General features: G+C 41.6%; 15 protein-coding genes and 1 tRNA gene. 11 read left to right on the forward strand and 5 right to left on the reverse strand.

The genetic code is table 11. The features are described from left to right. Nucleotides 1-3 precede the first annotated feature (3 nt). From FSU_RS14230 to FSU_RS14260, 8 genes are all read left to right on the forward strand, one after another. Nucleotides 4-1,734 (forward strand): MATE family efflux transporter, encoded by a 1,731-nt coding sequence (locus FSU_RS14230; protein ID WP_014547053.1) that lies wholly within the window; start codon nucleotides 4-6, stop codon nucleotides 1,732-1,734. Beyond that, the gene (locus tag FSU_RS14235) at nucleotides 1,731-3,191 is read left to right on the forward strand and encodes a PP2C family protein-serine/threonine phosphatase (protein ID WP_014547054.1); all 1,461 of its coding nucleotides are present in this window, start codon (nucleotides 1,731-1,733) and stop codon (nucleotides 3,189-3,191) included. The genes FSU_RS14230 and FSU_RS14235 overlap by 4 nt, the downstream gene beginning before the upstream one ends. A gap of 25 nt (nucleotides 3,192-3,216) precedes the next feature. Further along, nucleotides 3,217-4,128 (forward strand): 4-(cytidine 5'-diphospho)-2-C-methyl-D-erythritol kinase, encoded by a 912-nt coding sequence (gene ispE / locus FSU_RS14240; RefSeq protein WP_014547055.1) that lies wholly within the window; start codon nucleotides 3,217-3,219, stop codon nucleotides 4,126-4,128. 104 nt (nucleotides 4,129-4,232) lie between these two features. Then, a tRNA-Gln gene (locus tag FSU_RS14245) sits at nucleotides 4,233-4,304 on the forward strand. A gap of 30 nt (nucleotides 4,305-4,334) precedes the next feature. Next, nucleotides 4,335-4,958 (forward strand): 50S ribosomal protein L25, encoded by a 624-nt coding sequence (locus tag FSU_RS14250; RefSeq protein WP_014547056.1) that lies wholly within the window; start codon nucleotides 4,335-4,337, stop codon nucleotides 4,956-4,958. An 84-nt stretch (nucleotides 4,959-5,042) separates the two neighbouring features. Beyond that, entirely contained in the window at nucleotides 5,043-5,195 is a 153-nt protein-coding gene (locus FSU_RS16365; protein WP_015732304.1) for a hypothetical protein, read from the forward strand. Nucleotides 5,196-5,217: 22 nt separating this feature from the next. Further along, complete coding sequence (gene pth / locus FSU_RS14255; protein ID WP_015732305.1) at nucleotides 5,218-5,772, forward strand: aminoacyl-tRNA hydrolase; 555 nt, start codon at nucleotides 5,218-5,220, stop codon at nucleotides 5,770-5,772. A 106-nt stretch (nucleotides 5,773-5,878) separates the two neighbouring features. Further along, entirely contained in the window at nucleotides 5,879-6,982 is a 1,104-nt protein-coding gene (locus FSU_RS14260) for a glycoside hydrolase family 11 protein (RefSeq protein WP_014547057.1), read from the forward strand. On the opposite strand, the gene FSU_RS14265 is transcribed toward FSU_RS14260, so the two are convergent. The 5 genes from FSU_RS14265 to FSU_RS14285 are packed head-to-tail and all read right to left on the reverse strand — an operon-like array spanning nucleotide 6,931 to nucleotide 9,742. After that, nucleotides 6,931-7,644 carry a DUF4417 domain-containing protein gene (locus FSU_RS14265; protein WP_014547058.1) on the reverse strand — a complete coding sequence of 238 codons (714 nt, stop codon included), beginning with the start codon at nucleotides 7,642-7,644 and terminating at the stop codon, nucleotides 6,931-6,933. The genes FSU_RS14260 and FSU_RS14265 overlap by 52 nt on opposite strands. A gap of 18 nt (nucleotides 7,645-7,662) precedes the next feature. Next, nucleotides 7,663-8,148, reverse strand: coding sequence for a hypothetical protein (locus FSU_RS14270; protein WP_014547059.1), 486 nt, complete (start codon nucleotides 8,146-8,148; stop codon nucleotides 7,663-7,665). Between the two features lie 58 nt (nucleotides 8,149-8,206). Next, a complete protein-coding gene (locus FSU_RS14275) occupies nucleotides 8,207-8,674 on the reverse strand; it encodes a hypothetical protein (RefSeq protein ID WP_014547060.1) in 468 nt (155 codons plus the stop codon). A 1-nt stretch (nucleotide 8,675) separates the two neighbouring features. Next, nucleotides 8,676-9,365 (reverse strand): ImmA/IrrE family metallo-endopeptidase, encoded by a 690-nt coding sequence (locus FSU_RS14280; protein ID WP_014547061.1) that lies wholly within the window; start codon nucleotides 9,363-9,365, stop codon nucleotides 8,676-8,678. Continuing rightward, nucleotides 9,365-9,742, reverse strand: coding sequence for a helix-turn-helix domain-containing protein (locus FSU_RS14285; protein ID WP_014547062.1), 378 nt, complete (start codon nucleotides 9,740-9,742; stop codon nucleotides 9,365-9,367). Before FSU_RS14285 ends, FSU_RS14280 begins: the two co-directional genes overlap by 1 nt. Before the next feature lie 615 nt (nucleotides 9,743-10,357). On the opposite strand from FSU_RS14285, the gene FSU_RS14290 reads away from it, so the two are divergent. From FSU_RS14290 to FSU_RS14300, 3 genes are read left to right on the forward strand one after another with little or no spacing between them, the layout of a single operon-like run. Beyond that, nucleotides 10,358-13,006: a DNA methyltransferase gene (locus FSU_RS14290; protein WP_014547063.1), complete on the forward strand. Its 2,649-nt coding sequence runs from the start codon at nucleotides 10,358-10,360 to the stop codon at nucleotides 13,004-13,006. 5 nt (nucleotides 13,007-13,011) lie between these two features. Further along, nucleotides 13,012-14,949, forward strand: coding sequence for a DEAD/DEAH box helicase (locus tag FSU_RS14295; RefSeq protein WP_014547064.1), 1,938 nt, complete (start codon nucleotides 13,012-13,014; stop codon nucleotides 14,947-14,949). Beyond that, on the forward strand, nucleotides 14,930-16,126 hold the full coding sequence (locus tag FSU_RS14300) for a GIY-YIG nuclease family protein (RefSeq protein WP_014547065.1): 1,197 nt from the start codon (nucleotides 14,930-14,932) through the stop codon (nucleotides 16,124-16,126). Before FSU_RS14295 ends, FSU_RS14300 begins: the two co-directional genes overlap by 20 nt. The last annotated feature ends 57 nt before the right edge of the window (nucleotides 16,127-16,183 follow it).

Here is a 16,183-nt window from a genome sequence, read left to right on the forward strand (position 1 = left end):
GCAATGTTCAAGACATTTCTTTCAAGAAAGTTTTTTTCGCTCTTGCTATCGAGTACAATTGGTCAACTCGTTATTACGGTGCTGACCCTTTCAGACTCGATGATTGCTGGTGTAATGCTCGGTGAAGATGCCGTTGCTGCCATTTGCCTAGTTGTCCCAGCTTATTCGTTGGCTGGTTTTTGGGGATGTCTGGTTGCCTTGGGTGTCCCCATTATTTATAACCGGGCCATGGGAGAGTTTGACAAGAAAAAGGCCGATCGTTGTTTTGCGTTTGGTTTATTTATGTCTCTCTTGATGGGAGTAATTCTGTTTGTCACCTTTATGGTAATCGGGGATGCTTATCTTCGCTTTTATGAACCGTCTTCAATTGTTTTCGGTGCGGCAAAGGATTATTTCTTTTGGTACAAGTTTACTTTTTTACTGTTGCCGCTTTATACTCTGATGTATGTGATGGTCCTTGCCGATGGCGATGAAACATTGTCAATGGTTTCAGGAATCGTGCAGATTGTAGGGAACATCGTCTGCTCAATTGTTCTTGTAAAATTTATCGGTATTGCGGGAATTGGACTTGGCTCGTTTATTGGAACCGTTGCGGCGATACTCGTTTCTTTTGCACATCTTCTTCGTCAAGGCAATTCGCTAAAGCTTGGCTTTTACTTCTCGTTTAGGTGGCTTATCGATGTTGTAAAATATAGCGCGGTTGATGCGGGCTCCTATCTTTTTTTGGCGTTTTACATTGCTGTGATGAACCGTTTTATCACCTTCGCTTATGGTCCCGAAATGCTTGTGCTTGGTGCTATAGTCCTTTTTATAAAAGAGATACAGGTCTTATTTGATGGTGTGGGGGAGTCATTTTCTCCGTTGATGAATATCTACTTGGGCGAAGAATCCTATGATGCCGTCAAAAAATGTTATCGCCTTTCTCAAAAAACAGCTGTTGTCGAAGGTCTTGCGTTGACGCTGTTGCTGCTTTTGTTGGCGCCCTATGTTGTGAAACTTTATGATATCTCTGATCCGTTGATGTTTTCTTATGCGGTTGGTGGTGCTCGAATTGAAGTTCTGGGGCTTGTATTCTTGAGCTTGTTATACCTGTTGAGCTCTTACTATTTGCTCATAGACAAGATTAAACTTGGATTTATGATGAGTGCGCTCCGGGATGTACTTGTGGTGACTCCGGTCTGTGTGTTTTTGGGGTATTTCTTTGGGGTGTATGGAATGTTTGCCGGTATCGCCGTTAGCCCAGTGTTGGCTTATGTGATATCGGTTCTATATATCCGCATTCGTTATGGAGCCGAAAATTATCCATTGCTGCTTGCGGATAAGCTGAAAGGCTTCAAACATAAATTTTACGAGTTGAAACTGGACCCGGCATCAATTGTTAAAACTCAGCAGCAGGCAGAAAAGTTCCTTTGTGAAAATGGGGTTGACCGTAAGATCGTCTCAAAGGTGAAGTTATTGATAGAAGACATTTATATGCTGATTTATGAAAAAAATGGTGCCGACAAAGCGGTCTATGCAGAGTGTACTGTTATTATTCGCGAAACGGGCGTACAGATTATAACCAAGGATGACGGTATATTGTTCGATTTGTCCAGTGACGATGTCATCGCCGGGTCAATTGTTGAATTTATGGTTTCGGGCTATATGGAAAAATTGAAGGAAAATAAAAAATACTTGACGACCATGAGCTATAACCGGAATACATTCAAGGTAAACAACGAGGTGCGAGTATGATTCAATATGGCATTACGGAAACCATTTTTGCTGAATTGTCCCTGTTTTCAATATTGTTGCTTTTATTCTTGCTGTATAACAATATAGCTCTGTATAAAATAAGTATTAAAGATAAACTTTCTATTGTCCTTGTGACGACAATCGTATTGTCTATATTTGAATGGATTTGGCACTATGTAGATGGAAATGCGAATTTTCGAGTGCTGAGCTATATTTGTGCTGATGTTTACTCCGTCTGTTTGATGATTGCTGTATCGATGTTTACGCTGTTCAGCCTGGAACGTTTTGAACTGAATTTTAATCCAAAAAAATTGAATGCTTTATTTTTTGTAACACCTACTATTTTGACTCTTCTTTTGTGCCTCACAACGCCTTGGACTGGTTTAGTGTATTCCGTTGATGAGGGCGGATCAATTCAGTATAAGGAATTGTTTGACTTCTTTCTTGTCCCTGTATATTTTCTTTATATGTTATTTTCAATTTTGCTAGCAATTTACTATGTGATAATGCATCGAAAAAAGAAAAAAGAGAAAGTGGTTTATGCAAGAAACCTGTTGATATTTGCTGTATTGACAGTGTGTGTCCAGGCTTTTCAGACCTATATTTTTAGAAATGATGGAAATTATTTGATAACAAGTCTTTCTTGGGCGATAGGCTTTGTATTCTTTACGACGTACGTGAATACGGATCGATTTGTTAAAAATCGTGAAAAAATTGCTGCCGTAGAATCGGATTTGGCTGTCGCTACAAATATCCAGTTGGCAGCCCTTCCTGCGGTAGAAAATGCCTTGCCGACGCACCCTGAGGTCTGTGTTTCTGCATCCATGACTACAGCAAAAGAAGTGGGTGGGGATTTCTATGATTTCTTTGAAATTGATGATACTCATGTTTGCTTTGTCATTGCCGATGTTTCGGGCAAGGGCGTTCCTGCGGCGTTGTTCATGATGGTGGTGAAGACCATGATCCGTGACCATGCTTCCATGAAGCTTTCTACGGCGGAAATCTTCAATGATGTGAACCGCCTCTTGTGCGAAAACAATGCCGAAGAAATGTTTGCGACCGCCTGGATTGGTATTCTCGATACTAAAACCAAAATCATGAAATGCACCAATGCAGGGCATAATGCCGTGTGCTTTGCCAAAAAAGACGGCAAGTTCGAGTTCCTAAGGCAACGCCATGGTGTGTTCCTTGCCGGTTTTGACACTACGCAATATAAAGAAGCCGAAATTCAGCTTGAAAGCGGGGATTGTTTGTTCCTCTATACCGATGGTCTTACCGAGGCTCACAATGCGTCCTCTGAACTTTACGGCGAAGAACGGCTTTTAGAAAAATTAAATTCCATTGAAATTCGTGGCGGTGAAAAATTCTTGAGGGAAATCTCGGATGACGTGAATGTATTCTCTGAAGGAACAGATCCCTTTGATGACCTTACAATGATGGTCCTCAAGGTGGACTAAAAATTTTTTTGCTAGGTTTGTGGTCATGAAAGAATACGCTCCTGCAAAAATCAATTTGTTTTTAGATGTAATCCGCAAGCGTGAAGACGGTTATCACGATTTGGGAACGGTCTTCCAGACTATTGACGCTGGCGATACGGTCGAAGCGACACTTCGCGAAGATGGCGAACTCCACCTGACGTACAACGAACCGCAGAACTATCCGCTGGAATCCGACCTCGTGTTCAAGGCTGCGAAAGCGCTCAAGGAATTTGCAAAGTGCAACCTTGGTGCGGACATCCACCTCACGAAGGTGATGCCGTTGGGGGCAGGACTTGGTGGTGGAAGTGCCGATGCCGCCGCGACGCTCCGTTTGCTCAATCGCTTGTGGAACTTGAACCTCCCGTTCGAAACTTTGGAATCCATCGGTGCCCGTCTTGGTGCTGATGTGCCGTTCCTCGTTCGAGGCGGAACCGCCTTTGCTGAAGGTATCGGTGAACGTTTGACGTTTGTGGAACCGCTCGACCTCCCGGAAGGGGCTGCACTCCTCATTGCGACTCCGCTTGATTCTGTGCCGACGAAGGATGCCTATGCGGGGGTCCCGAAGTCTGGCCCAGACCGTTGGGAACAGTACAAGGCGGCGTGGAAATCTCAGGTGCGGGTCGCGTTGTGTGGTGAGCCTGTTGCAGAGCCTGTTTCTGCCAACGACACGTTTGTGCTGTTGGTCAATCCGGATCTTTGCTTCAATGCGTTTGAAATCTCCGTGTTCCCGACGCACCCGCTTGTCGCCGAAATGAAGCAAAAGTTCATTGAACTGGGGGCTGATGTTGCTTTGATGTCGGGATCCGGGGCTTCCGTTTTCGGAATTTTCAAGACCAAGGAACTTGCAGAAAAGGCTGCCGCCGCTCTGAAGCCGATTTCCCGCTACCAGACCGTCACCAAATTCTGGCATAGGTAGTGCCGCTTTTTTGTCAAAATGTGCGAAAAATGACTTTTTTCAGCTCTTTTTTTGCACGTTTGTCTTTGACAAAAGGGACTTTTTTACTATCTTTGTCGCACCATTGGGGTATCGTCAAGTGGTAAGACAACGGATTTTGATTCCGTTATTCGTAGGTTCGAATCCTGCTACCCCAATGAATTTTTTTATCTAATGGAGATAACACAATGGAACTCACAACGCTCAAAGCTGCCTCGAGAGTGCTAGGTGCAAACCGCGACAACGCCCGTTTGCGTAAGGCTGGTCAGATTCCGGCCGTCTATTATGGTAAGGGTATCGAAGCTAAGAACATCAGCGTCAGCGAAATCGACTTGCGCAAGGTTCTTGCTCCGGGCAAGCGTTACACGCTTCTTGACCTCGAAATCGATGGCAAGGCTGGCAATCCGGCTCTCGTCTACAGTGTCCAGAAGGACGCTCTCACCCAGAAGATCACGCACGTTGACTTCATCAAGATCGCTGATGACGAATTCGTTAAGGTTCGCATCCCGGTCAAGCTTTCCGGTCTCCCGGTTGGCGTGAAGACTCAGGGCGGTCTCTTCTCTCAGGAAGCTCGTTATCTCATGCTCGCTGCTAAGCCGGCAAGCATCCCGTCTGTTCTCGAATTGGATATCTCCAACTTCGAAACGAACGTGACCTTCTACGCTAAGGATTTCAAGCTCCCGGAAAACGTTACGCTCGCTTCTGGCCCGCGCACCGTTATCTTCACGATTTCTTCTAAGTCCAAGAAGAAGGACGCTGCTGCTGCTCCGGCTGCTGACGCCGCTGCCGCTGCTGCTCCGGCTGCCAACTAATTCTGGCAACAAGCTGAAAGGCATTAAGAGACCTGCTCCGATTGGGGCGGGTCTTTTTTCGTTGAAAATTCTATATTTTAAGTTATGAAATTACTCAAGCTTTTATCTTGCCTTTCTTTTATCGCCCTTCTTGGGTGTGCTAGTTCTGAACCTGTCGTGCAGCAACAGGATAGCAATGCTGATGAAGTTCGCGCAAATTCCGCAAAAGCGTATAGCGAACTCGATGCGGAAAAGTAACGATATTTTTTAAGGTTTTATTATGTATTTAATCGTCGGTCTTGGAAATCCTGGAACGCAGTATTCGAACACGCACCACAATGCCGGTTTTATGGCAGTTGAAAAGCTCGCTGACCCGAGCAAGGACTGGAAATCGGAACACAAGGCGCTCACCATGAAGGTGAACATTGCAGGCGAAGAATGCCTCCTCGTGAAGCCGCAGACTTACATGAACCTCTCTGGCGAAGCGGTTCAGGCGCTTATGACGTGGTACAAGGTCAAGGTCGATCATTTACTCGTTTTTAGCGATGATATTAATTTGGATGTAGGCCGTATCCGTTGCCGCAAGGACGGTAGCCATGGCGGTCAGAATGGACTCCGCAACATTATTGAACATGTGGGCGACAAGTTCCCGCGCATCCGCTTTGGCGTTGGCAAGTGCCCTCCGAAATTTGACCTCAGCAACTGGGTCTTGGCGAAGTTTTCTCCTGAAGACCGCCCGAAATTCGATGAGGCAATCGCAAAAGTCCCTGCCCTTGTGGAATGCTATTTTAAGCTCGGCATCGAAAAGTGCATGGAACGCTATAACGGAAAATAAAGCCGTTATATGCAACTGATACATTAAAATTGTTATGAGCTCGACTAGTGATTAACTTGTCGGGCTTTTTTATTATATTGAAAGTAACCTTTTGGTGGAGGTATGTATGGTGAATAAAATTATTATTGCCTTGAGTATGGGACTCACGGCGGGGGTCTTGGCACAGGATTTTTGCAATGCAGCTAAACATACAGGTGCAAGCAAAAAAGTGAATGGAAACGAAGTGAGCTCGTTCAACGGTGTCGGTTACGAGCTTTGGTACGATAGGGCTACTTCGGGTTCGCTTACAATTTATGAAGACGGATCCATGGCATGTTCTTTCCAGAATGCTGGAGACTACCTTTGCCGTGCGGGGCTTTCGTTCGATAGCGACAAGAAGTATAACGAACTTGGCGGCGATATGCTTGCGGAATTCAAGCTCGTGAAACAGAATATCAATGGTGCCGATTACTCCTATGTCGGCGTCTATGGTTGGATGGAAGAAGTCTCGAAATCCCCGAGCAAACTGGTCGAATATTATGTTGTCGATAACTGGCTGACGGGGTGGAGGCCTGGCGATTGGGTCGCTAGCCATAAGATGGGCGATTACACAATCGATGGTGCCAAATACTCCGTTTATTGGGGTGAACATACGGGGCCGGCCATCAAGACACAGGGCAATACGACTTTTTTGCAGTATTTCAGCATTCGTGAAAATGCCCGTGATTGCGGAGTCATCAATATTAGCGCTCACATGAGACAGTGGGAAAAGCTGGGCATGGAAATGGGTAAGCTCTACGAAGCCAAGGTGCTTGGCGAAGCGGGGAGCATGAGTAACGGCGTTTCCGGTACGGCCGATTTTCCGCATATAAAGGTTTATGTCAAAGGCGACGAAGTTCCGTCGTCCAGTTCCGTTGCTTTAAGTTCAAGTTCTGTGGTGTCGAGTTCCTCTGAAACTGTGCCGAGTTCGTCATCGGAGAAGGTCGCGGAATCTTCGAGTAGCGTTGACGGTTCTTCGAGTTCGGGGACCGATGCGATTCCGTTTATGGCTCAGCTCTTTGACAAGGCGGGTGTTTATCAGGTGTTCGATATGCAAGGGAATTTCCTCGGCAAGGTTGAGCTGAAGAATGGCTTGTCGCTTAAGCAGGCTGTGGCAAGCAAGTTTGCCCGCTCGTCCGTTTATCTGGTCAAGCGTGGGGCCTTTGCCAAGACGATTGCTGTCGAGCGATAATGCGTTTGTTCCCTCATTTTTTTCTTTTCGTTCCAAAGTTGTCCATAACTAGGAATTTTTATCATTTGAATATCTGGATATTTGTCTTCCATCCAAGGAAAAAAGTGACCACACACAACGAGGGCGATGGGATTTTGTCTTTGAATCATTTCATCCAAACCAAGAATGAAATGACGAAGTCCCTCCTTGTCTGTTGAAATGCCGTTGGTGGTAATCGCAAGTACTGAATTTTGAGGCAACCCCTCCCAACACCATTCAAAACTGTCTTGAGTACTCCAACTAGCAGTAGGTATCACGTTTATTCCTTTTTGTTGCCAGAAATAAGCTATTATACGATTACGATAACAGTTCCATTTCTGTCTGTTAGTTGAATAGTCTCTATAAAGGCTGTAATCGGTACTAATCATTCCTTCAAGCTTTTGCAAGGGAGCGACATTTGCTAAGGGATCGTTCCAAAATTTATTTTGGTGAACGTCTTTGACAAAGCAATGGCCCCAAAGTTTTAATCCGTCTTTTGGGTCAATGATGTTAATGGGTAAGCATTTTTTGATATTTGGAATTGTTTGTGTGGGAGATAATTGGGGAACATGTAGTGACCCGACAAGAGGGGCTCCCTGTTGTATGAGCAAATGATCTAGAGTTATTTGGTCTTCTTTTTTCATAGTTTATTTTGTGTGAGATTATGCGTAAGTATGCAATTCTAGTATTCGTCGCCGGTTCCCGTTTTTATACCAATATTCAACCTTGTCGCTCGGTTTTAAAATTCCTTTGCGGAGAGCTTCTTTGTATCCTTCAATAACCGATTCGACAGCCTTTTTCCCTTCAGCAATTGATTTGTGCTTGGAAAGCAGTATTATTTTGCTGTTTTCCTTGTGCTCGTAAAATTTAGACTCTGCAATTGTCGCTTTCATTTGTTTCGCTGCTTTTGCGAGGCTGCTGTTGCAAATTGTGTTGGCATTGTCTCCTTCAACACCTTTAACTTCTACTGGAGCACCTTCAACCATCAGATCAGCTCTTTTATGATCGTTCGGCGTTTCTTTTAAAAAGGCGACATACTTGCCCTTATCAAGATAGTATTCAGCCACCTCAATTGCGTTTTTGTCCTGACGGGGGTTCCTGCTGTATTGAGGAAGCCTTTCCTTTTGTACGGCCTGATTGACCACCATATCCACCCATGTTTTACTCCTTTGTTCGCCTTATGGCGAACATTACGGTTAAAAAATTTTATTTTTCTTGTTTGTATATTTTTACGGGATTCTGCATTTCTGAATTTCTATAAAGTAACATTCGTGCGGAATTTACCCTTAGATAACGAATTTGTACCTTATCCTCATTCAATTTGAGAAAATCAGAAACAGTTATGTTTCCAGATATAGTATAGGCATTGTCTGCTGAACGGCTGTCAAATTCAATAAAGGTGATGTCATCATTGCTTGGTTCGCAAGAAAAAGATTCTTCAGGTTTTACAGGAACCATTCTATAATTGTACTTTGCAGAGATGAAATCCCATCTTCCGCAAACAGGGCAGCGCCAGACTTCCACTTCTTCGAAACGGAGAGGGAGGTCTTTTAGCATTACGTTTTCTGTTATGGCTTTTTTTATATCATCCATTCTAAATAAAGAAAGTTCTATTTGATTGATGCTGTCGGAATTCCGCATTCCGTACCCACAAAAACATCTCATGGATCCCATATTATTCCTCCAGCAGATTTAATTGAACGAGTCTAATGCGGGCTGCACTCACGCTCACTTCATATATTTGACAAATTGTATTGATAAAAGCAATTGATATTTTGTCGTTTTTTGACAACTTAAAGACAGTTGCTGTTTGAAAGAATTTCTTGAAAAGCAAGAACAGAGTTATCCTTGGCATTAGTAGTGCTCCAGCACCATAGTTGGCTTGGCGTTCCAACCACCAAATTGGTTTATGCAAATAAGAACTAATACTGACGATGTTGGAACTTGCGGCAATAGCGTTAGAATGATGCATAAAATAATACGGATGCATTTTGATGTGGATGACTTCGTGTGCTGCCGTAAATCTGATTTCTACAGGAGACCGCGATTCGTCAACGACAATTGTTGAATTCTCGATAGGAATGGGCTGCACTTTCTTTGTTTCACTATCAATAGACCAAATGACCATTTTTGAAAATGCGGTTATCCCTTTAGCTTGAGGATAGGCGATATCTCGCATTTCTAACTTGAAGCCGAATTCATTAGATTCAATCCATTCTTCAATAGGGACGCATTGTGGGTAAAGCAATATCTCTGGATGACACTCCCTCAAGTAGTTTTCCACAGCATCTTCAATTTGGGCGTAACTGACACGGTAAACGCCCCTTTCGTCCATGGAAATATGAGAGTAGTCAATAAAGTCCATTATTTGCCTTTTTGAATAATGTTAATGATATTTCGCCATTGATCGTCTGTAATCTTAGAATTTTTAGCAGAACGTAACGCGATGGCTGCAAGAGGGGTGGCCTTGATGTATTCGGTCAGGTCTGTTGGGGCTACATCGCGCCTTGCTGTAGCGGACAAATCAAAAAGTTGATTCCTGTCATTTTCAGAAAGATTTAGAATGGATGCTATTTTTTCGAGAAATTCCTTTTCGATGGGATTTTTCTTTCCTTTTTCAATATCACAAACATAAGATGGAGCCTTTCCTAGCATATCTGCAAATTTTCGTAACGAGATGCCTAACTCTCGACGTTTTTCAGAAATAAAAAATCCAAATGAATCTAATGCTTTTGCAGTCATGATTGCTCCTATCAAAAAAAAATGTTCTGCGTTCGGCGAACATTAAACAATATATCTTATTTGGATGGCTACGTCAATAGGATAAACGCATTTTTTTTGAAAAAAATCGATTTTTTGCCAAAATAGTCATTTTTCACCCTGGACTCAGTTTCGAGGTGCCGAAATCGTAACTTTCCTTTTAATATCGGGTACTTTGGTTTTTCCTCATTTTTTTTTTTTTGAGGCTCGGTTTTGTGTTTTTCCTGAACTAAAATGCCGATTTTATATTATTTTTGCCAATGACATAGAAAAGAGTAATTTGTCTCTTGTTCTCAACCTGAAATCGCCAAATTTCAACAACCCGAGAACAAGGCGAACGCTCACGCATGGATAGTCCGTATAGGGCTATTCATCGCATTGCTGTATCCGAGGCATAAGTCCCGGTTATTTGGCTATGTGCCCATTTCGGGGCGTGGGTCGTGCGTTTATCGGGTTTAGGCTTTGGCGAGCCTCAGGTTGGTAAGCGTTACGACTCACGCCTTTCTTGTTGCTTGCGATTGATTTTTTCGGCAACATTTTTAAGGTTTGAAATTTCGCTGACTTGCGAGGGCTAGAGGCATAAACAAGGAGTTGCTTATGCCAAGCATTGCTGAAATCGAAAATAAGATTGAAGATATTGTAGCCAAGTATCGTGAAACTGGAGCTACAGGTGATTTTATTTATGACTTTATCTTGGCTTATGACTTACCTAAGGCTTCGGTTAAACGTTTGCAAAACGGCTCGCTGAATTTATCTAAAAATCAAGGCGAAATCTGCTGGAAGGGCAAACTCCTTTACAAGGAATTGTTCAAAGACGAATTAAATGTAAGCTTGGCTTTAGAAACTGCAAAATCTATTAAACATAATGAACGATTTGTAGTTCTTTCTGATGGTAAAAAACTGCTTTGTGTTGATACAAAGACCAAAGACACCTTAGAGACTGAATTTAAGGATTTGCCGAAACATTCGTCATTCTTTTTGCCGTGGGCGGGGATTGAAAAAACGGAGTTTATCGATGAAAATCCGGCTGATGTTCGTGCAGCTCGCAAAATGGCGAAGCTTTTTGACGAAATCAAAAAAGACAATGCTAAAAAACTGATTTCGCAACATGATTTTAATGTGTTCCTTTCTCGGCTTCTTTTTTGCTTTTTTGCTGAAGATACGGGAATTTTTACAGACAACTTATTTACAAATACTATTGCAGCGACAACAAAAGCCGATGGAAGTGACTTGAATGAATTTTTAGAACGGTTGTTTACCGTTCTTGATACAGCCCCCAAAGAACGTAAAAAGTTACCTGATTATCTTGAAAAATTTCCGTATGTAAACGGAGGACTTTTCCGTAATAAAATCGAGATTCCTCGTTTTTCAGCTCATAGTCGTAATAAGATAATTGAATGTGGTGAATTGAATTGGAAGGATATCAATCCCGATATTTTTGGTTCCATGTTCCAAACGGTTATTGACGAGGAACAACGCGGTGATTTAGGGCAACATTACACTAGCGTTCCAAATATTATGAAGGTAATAGAACCTCTTTTCTTGAATGACCTTCGCAAAGAATTTGACGCTGCTGGAAAGAGTGTAACCAAATTAAAAAATCTGCTGTTGCGTATTCGCAATATTCAAATTTTTGACCCCGCTTGCGGTTCTGGCAATTTCTTGATTATTGCCTATAAGGAACTCCGTAAATTGGAAATGGATATTTTGCTCAAAATGCAGGAATTTGGGCTTACGGGGATTCATTTGAATCATTTTTACGGAATTGAAATTGATGACTTTGCGTGCGAAACAGCGAAGCTTTCACTGTGGCTTGCCGAGCATCAAATGAATGTAGAGTTTTTTAGCAAAACAGGAACAATATGCCCAACGCTTCCGTTGAAAGAGGCAGGCCACATAGTTTGCGATAACGCCTGCAATATTGATTGGAACAATGTTTGCCCAAATAATGGAAACGATGAAATTTATGTACTTGGAAATCCTCCATATTTAGGGGCACGATTGCAAAAAGAAAACCATAAAAAAGATGTTGAGGCGGTTTTTGAAAATGTTAAAGGAGCAAAGAATTTAGACTACATTGCCTGTTGGTTCTATAAAGGTTCTGATTATATAGCAAACTCCAATGCTACCTTAGCGTTTGTAAGTACCAATTCTATTTGCCAAGGCGAACAAGTCGCAATACTTTGGCCGCAGATATTCAACAAAGGAATTGAAATTCAATTTGGTTATTCGTCTTTCAAATGGACTAACAATGCTCAATATAATGCTGGTGTAATTGTTACAATAATAGGGCTTAGTGACGAAAAATTAAGAAAAGAACATTTTTTATTTAATGGATTAAGAAAAAATAAGGCCTCTAAAATTAATGCATATTTGTCTTCGGGATCAGATGTAATTGTTGAAGAAAAGAAAGACTCTTTAAGTGATTTCCCTCCTATGAATTTTGGGAGTATGCCCAATGATGGTCAATATCTTCTTTTTGAAAAAAAAGAGCACGATGATGCAGTAAAGAAATGTCCAGAAATAAAAAAGTTTATGAAGCTTTTTCTTGGGGCTGATGAATTTATAAATGGAGAGAAAAGATATTGTTTGTGGATTACAGATAATAGCAAAAAAGAAGCTATGTCTATTCCAATTATTGCTGAACGAGTAAAAAAATGTAAGGAGCTACGTGTGAAAAGTAAAAGAGCAGCAACAAATAAATTAGCACTTGTTCCTTATAAATTTGGAGAAATTCGATATAAGGAAACCTCTTCAATCATTGTTCCGGGAGCTTCTTCAGAACGTCGTACTTATATCCCCATGGATTTTCTTTCTAAGGATACTGTTGTTTCGAATGCAGCGTTTGCAGTATATGATGCAGAACCTTGGCTTTTCAGCATCCTGAATTCAAAAATGCATATGGCGTGGGTGCGAACCGTTGGCGGAAAACTCAAAAATGATTATCGCTATTCAGCCAAGCTTGTTTACAACACCTTCCCGTTCCCGCATATCAATGATGAACAAAAGAACATGCTTAAGGACTACGCTTTTGGCATCATTGCTGCAAGAGAAAATCATCCGGGAAAAACGTTGGCTGAGCTCTACAATCCAGAATCCATGCCCAATGACCTCAAAAAAGCACACGAAGAAAACGACTTTGCAATTGAAAAAATTTACAGAGCAAGGCCATTTGCTAACGATGAAGAACGCCTTGAGTTTCTCTTTAGGCTTTATGAACAGATGATTCGCGAAGAACAGGAGTAATCAACATGCCTGATATTGTTCATTTCGAATACGCCCAAACGGGTAATTCTTCCAAAACGGATTCTCTTGGAATGCGAGAAATGCAGGCTCGTGCCTATGCAGCCCGTGCATCTCAATATTTGTTGATTAAGTCACCTCCGGCATCTGGCAAATCCCGAGCACTTATGTTTATCGCTCTTGATAAACTTTATCATCAGGGGCTAAAAAAAGTAATTGTCGCCGTTCCTGAACGATCTATTGGAGCATCCTTTGCAAAAACTCAACTGCGCAAATATGGATTCTTTGCTGATTGGAATCCTGTGGATGAGTATAACTTGTGCTTTGCGGGGAGTGATTCCAGCAAAGGCAAGGTAAAAAAATTCCATGAATTTATGGAAAGCAAAAATGACAACATCTTAATATGTACTCACGCTACCTTACGTTTTGCAGCCGAAGGATTGGACGAAAAAGCTTTTGATGATTGTCTCGTCGCTATAGATGAATTTCATCATGTTTCCGCAGATGATTCGAGTTGTTTGGGTGAAATGTTGCGTGGACTGATTTCAAAGTCTTCGGCACACATAGTCGCTATGACCGGTTCATATTTCCGTGGAGATTCTGTCCCAGTGCTCTCGCCAGAAGACGAAGCGTTATTTACCAAGATTACTTACAATTATTACGAACAGCTTAATGGTTACAAGTATTTAAAATCGCTTGGAATCGGCTATCATTTTTATCAAGGGAAATACACATCGGCAATCGGAGAAATTCTTGATACCGACAAAAAGACGATTCTTCATATTCCAAATGTGAATTCCGGGGAATCCACAAAAGATAAACATTCTGAAGTCGACTTTATTTTAGATTCAATTGGTGAAGTTGAAAAGCAAGATTTGGAAACAGGCGTGATAACGGTTCGTCGTAAAGACGGAAAATTGTTGAAAGTCGCAGACCTTGTAGATGATGAACCGGCAAACCGTACAAGAATTGTCGAATATCTTCGTAAAATTGCAAAACCCGAAGACATGGATTTAATTATCGCATTGGGAATGGCAAAAGAAGGTTTCGACTGGCCGTTCTGTGAACACGCTCTTACGGTCGGATATCGTGGCTCGTTAACTGAAATCATCCAAATTATTGGGCGATGCACACGAGATAGTAAAAATAAGACTCATGCACAGTTTACAAATTTGATTGCTCAGCCCGAAGCTAAGGATGATGATGTTGTTGTCGCCGTAAACAATATGCTTAAAGCAATTACCGCATCACTCCTCATGGAACAAGTGCTTGCTCCTGAATGGAATTTCAAAACTCGCGAAGATGGAGATGATTCTGAAGAACCGGGAACAATCAAAATCCGTGGATTTAAAACACCGTCGTCTAAACGAGTTAAGGATATTATTGAAACTGATATAAACGATTTGAAGGCTTCCATTTTGCAAGATAAAACCATGCAAAGTGCAATGCCGGGCGGTGTAGAACCCGAAGTTATCAACAAGGTGTTGATTCCAAAAATTATCCGCACGAAATATCCAGATTTAACCGATGAAGAGGTTGAAGAAATTCGTGAACATGTTGTTGCTGATACCGCTATTCGAACTGCAAAAATTGAAAAGCATGGTGACAAACGATTTATTCGTATGGCAAATAAGTTTGTCAATATTGACGATTTGCATATTGACCTGATTGATTCCATCAATCCGTTCCAAGCGGCTTTTGAAGTACTTTCAAAATCTGTTACTCCGAGCGTTTTGAAGATGATTCACAATGTCATCGAAGAAACCCGTATCGAGATGACCGATGAAGAAGCCATGCTTCTTTGGCCTAAAATTAAAGCTTTCAGAGAAACAAATGGACGTGAGCCAAATATATCTTCTGTCAATCCACAAGAAAAGCGATTTGCAGAATGTATTGTATATCTGAGAAAACGTAAGAGGGAACGCGATGCCCAAAACGCTAGATGATATTTTCGCTGATGATTCCTATGGCTTGCTAAATGAAAAGTCCAAGGCGAATCCAATTACAGACCAAGATCGCATGGTTCAAGAATTTGAGGAACTTTCACGTTTCGTAAGCGAAAATGGCAGGGAACCTTCTGAAAATAGCAATGATCCATCTGAATATCGCTTAGCCAAAAGGCTCGCGAAATATCGTAGTGATAGCAAGTTGATTGAAAATCAAGCGATATACAACGCCGATGTTCACGGATTACTTCATTCTACAGGAAAAAGCAATCAAAGCAAGGAAATGAGTTTTGATGAAATCCTTGATTCTTTTAATTTGAACGAAGAAGAAAAATCCATATTCGATTTACATCCGTCGGTAAAAAAAGCTATCGATCGCGATGAAGCAGATTTTATTGCAAAACGCAAACCATGCAAAGATTTCTCCAAATACGAATCAAAGTTTAAAAAAGTTCAAAACGATATCCGTAGTGGCAAGCGAAAACTCCTCGATGCAAAAATATCTCACCTTAAAGAGGGTGGATTCTATTTTTACAATGGAGTGCTTTTCTTTGTAGAATCAATTGAGATTTCTCAAAAAAATGCAGTTACCCCCGAAGGCAAGCATATTTATGAAAACGGTCGAACTCGCTGCATTTTTGAAAACGGAACAGAAGCAGCTTTACTTAAACGTTCTGTAGAAAAGTTATTGTATCTGAATGGAAAAACTGTTACTGAAAATAGCGAAGAAACAGCCGCGAAAGCAGAAAAGGAATTGGGCATCAACGAAAAAGATAAGGCTTGTGGCTTTATTTATGTTTGCTCTTCGTTAAGCAAAGAACCGTCCATTGCAGAAATTAAAAACCTGTATAAAATAGGCTTTTGCACTACATCAGTTGAAGAACGTTTAAAAAATGCTGAAAAAGAACCTACATATTTGATGGCTCCAGTTCGCCATATTGCAAGCTGGCAATGTTTCAATATGAATCCGCAAAAATTTGAACAGTTGATTCATAATTTCTTTGGTCGTGTATGTCTAAATGTGGATGTCTTTGATGAAAAGGGTGAGAGACATATTCCAAAAGAATGGTTTGTAGTTCCGTTACCTGTAATAAAACAAGTAATTGAAATGATAATCACTGGTGAAATTATCAAATATCGCTACGATGAAAAAAAACAGGTTCTAGTGAAACGATAGATTTTGTTTCAATAGCGGCTTTAGATGAAGCAATTCGAAAGAATGTCAGCCCGGCTG

Source organism: Fibrobacter succinogenes subsp. succinogenes S85 (assembly GCF_000146505.1).
GTDB lineage: Bacteria > Fibrobacterota > Fibrobacteria > Fibrobacterales > Fibrobacteraceae > Fibrobacter > Fibrobacter succinogenes.

Bases quoted from the DNA above. Each gene is read 5' to 3' on its own strand.
- FSU_RS14290 (WP_014547063.1), top strand. From the start codon at position 10,358: ATGCCAAGCATTGCTGAAATCGAAAATAAGATTGAAGATATTGTAGCC.
- pth (WP_015732305.1), top strand. From the start codon at position 5,218: ATGTATTTAATCGTCGGTCTTGGAAATCCTGGAACGCAGTATTCGAAC.
- FSU_RS14270 (WP_014547059.1), bottom strand. From the start codon at position 8,148: ATGGTGGTCAATCAGGCCGTACAAAAGGAAAGGCTTCCTCAATACAGC.
- FSU_RS14285 (WP_014547062.1), bottom strand. From the start codon at position 9,742: ATGACTGCAAAAGCATTAGATTCATTTGGATTTTTTATTTCTGAAAAA.
- FSU_RS14230 (WP_014547053.1), top strand. From the start codon at position 4: ATGTTCAAGACATTTCTTTCAAGAAAGTTTTTTTCGCTCTTGCTATCG.
- FSU_RS14235 (WP_014547054.1), top strand. From the start codon at position 1,731: ATGATTCAATATGGCATTACGGAAACCATTTTTGCTGAATTGTCCCTG.
- FSU_RS14300 (WP_014547065.1), top strand. From the start codon at position 14,930: ATGCCCAAAACGCTAGATGATATTTTCGCTGATGATTCCTATGGCTTG.
- FSU_RS14250 (WP_014547056.1), top strand. From the start codon at position 4,335: ATGGAACTCACAACGCTCAAAGCTGCCTCGAGAGTGCTAGGTGCAAAC.
- FSU_RS14275 (WP_014547060.1), bottom strand. From the start codon at position 8,674: ATGGGATCCATGAGATGTTTTTGTGGGTACGGAATGCGGAATTCCGAC.
- FSU_RS14280 (WP_014547061.1), bottom strand. From the start codon at position 9,365: ATGGACTTTATTGACTACTCTCATATTTCCATGGACGAAAGGGGCGTT.
- FSU_RS14295 (WP_014547064.1), top strand. From the start codon at position 13,012: ATGCCTGATATTGTTCATTTCGAATACGCCCAAACGGGTAATTCTTCC.
- FSU_RS14265 (WP_014547058.1), bottom strand. From the start codon at position 7,644: ATGAAAAAAGAAGACCAAATAACTCTAGATCATTTGCTCATACAACAG.
- ispE (WP_014547055.1), top strand. From the start codon at position 3,217: ATGAAAGAATACGCTCCTGCAAAAATCAATTTGTTTTTAGATGTAATC.
- FSU_RS14260 (WP_014547057.1), top strand. From the start codon at position 5,879: ATGGTGAATAAAATTATTATTGCCTTGAGTATGGGACTCACGGCGGGG.
- FSU_RS16365 (WP_015732304.1), top strand. From the start codon at position 5,043: ATGAAATTACTCAAGCTTTTATCTTGCCTTTCTTTTATCGCCCTTCTT.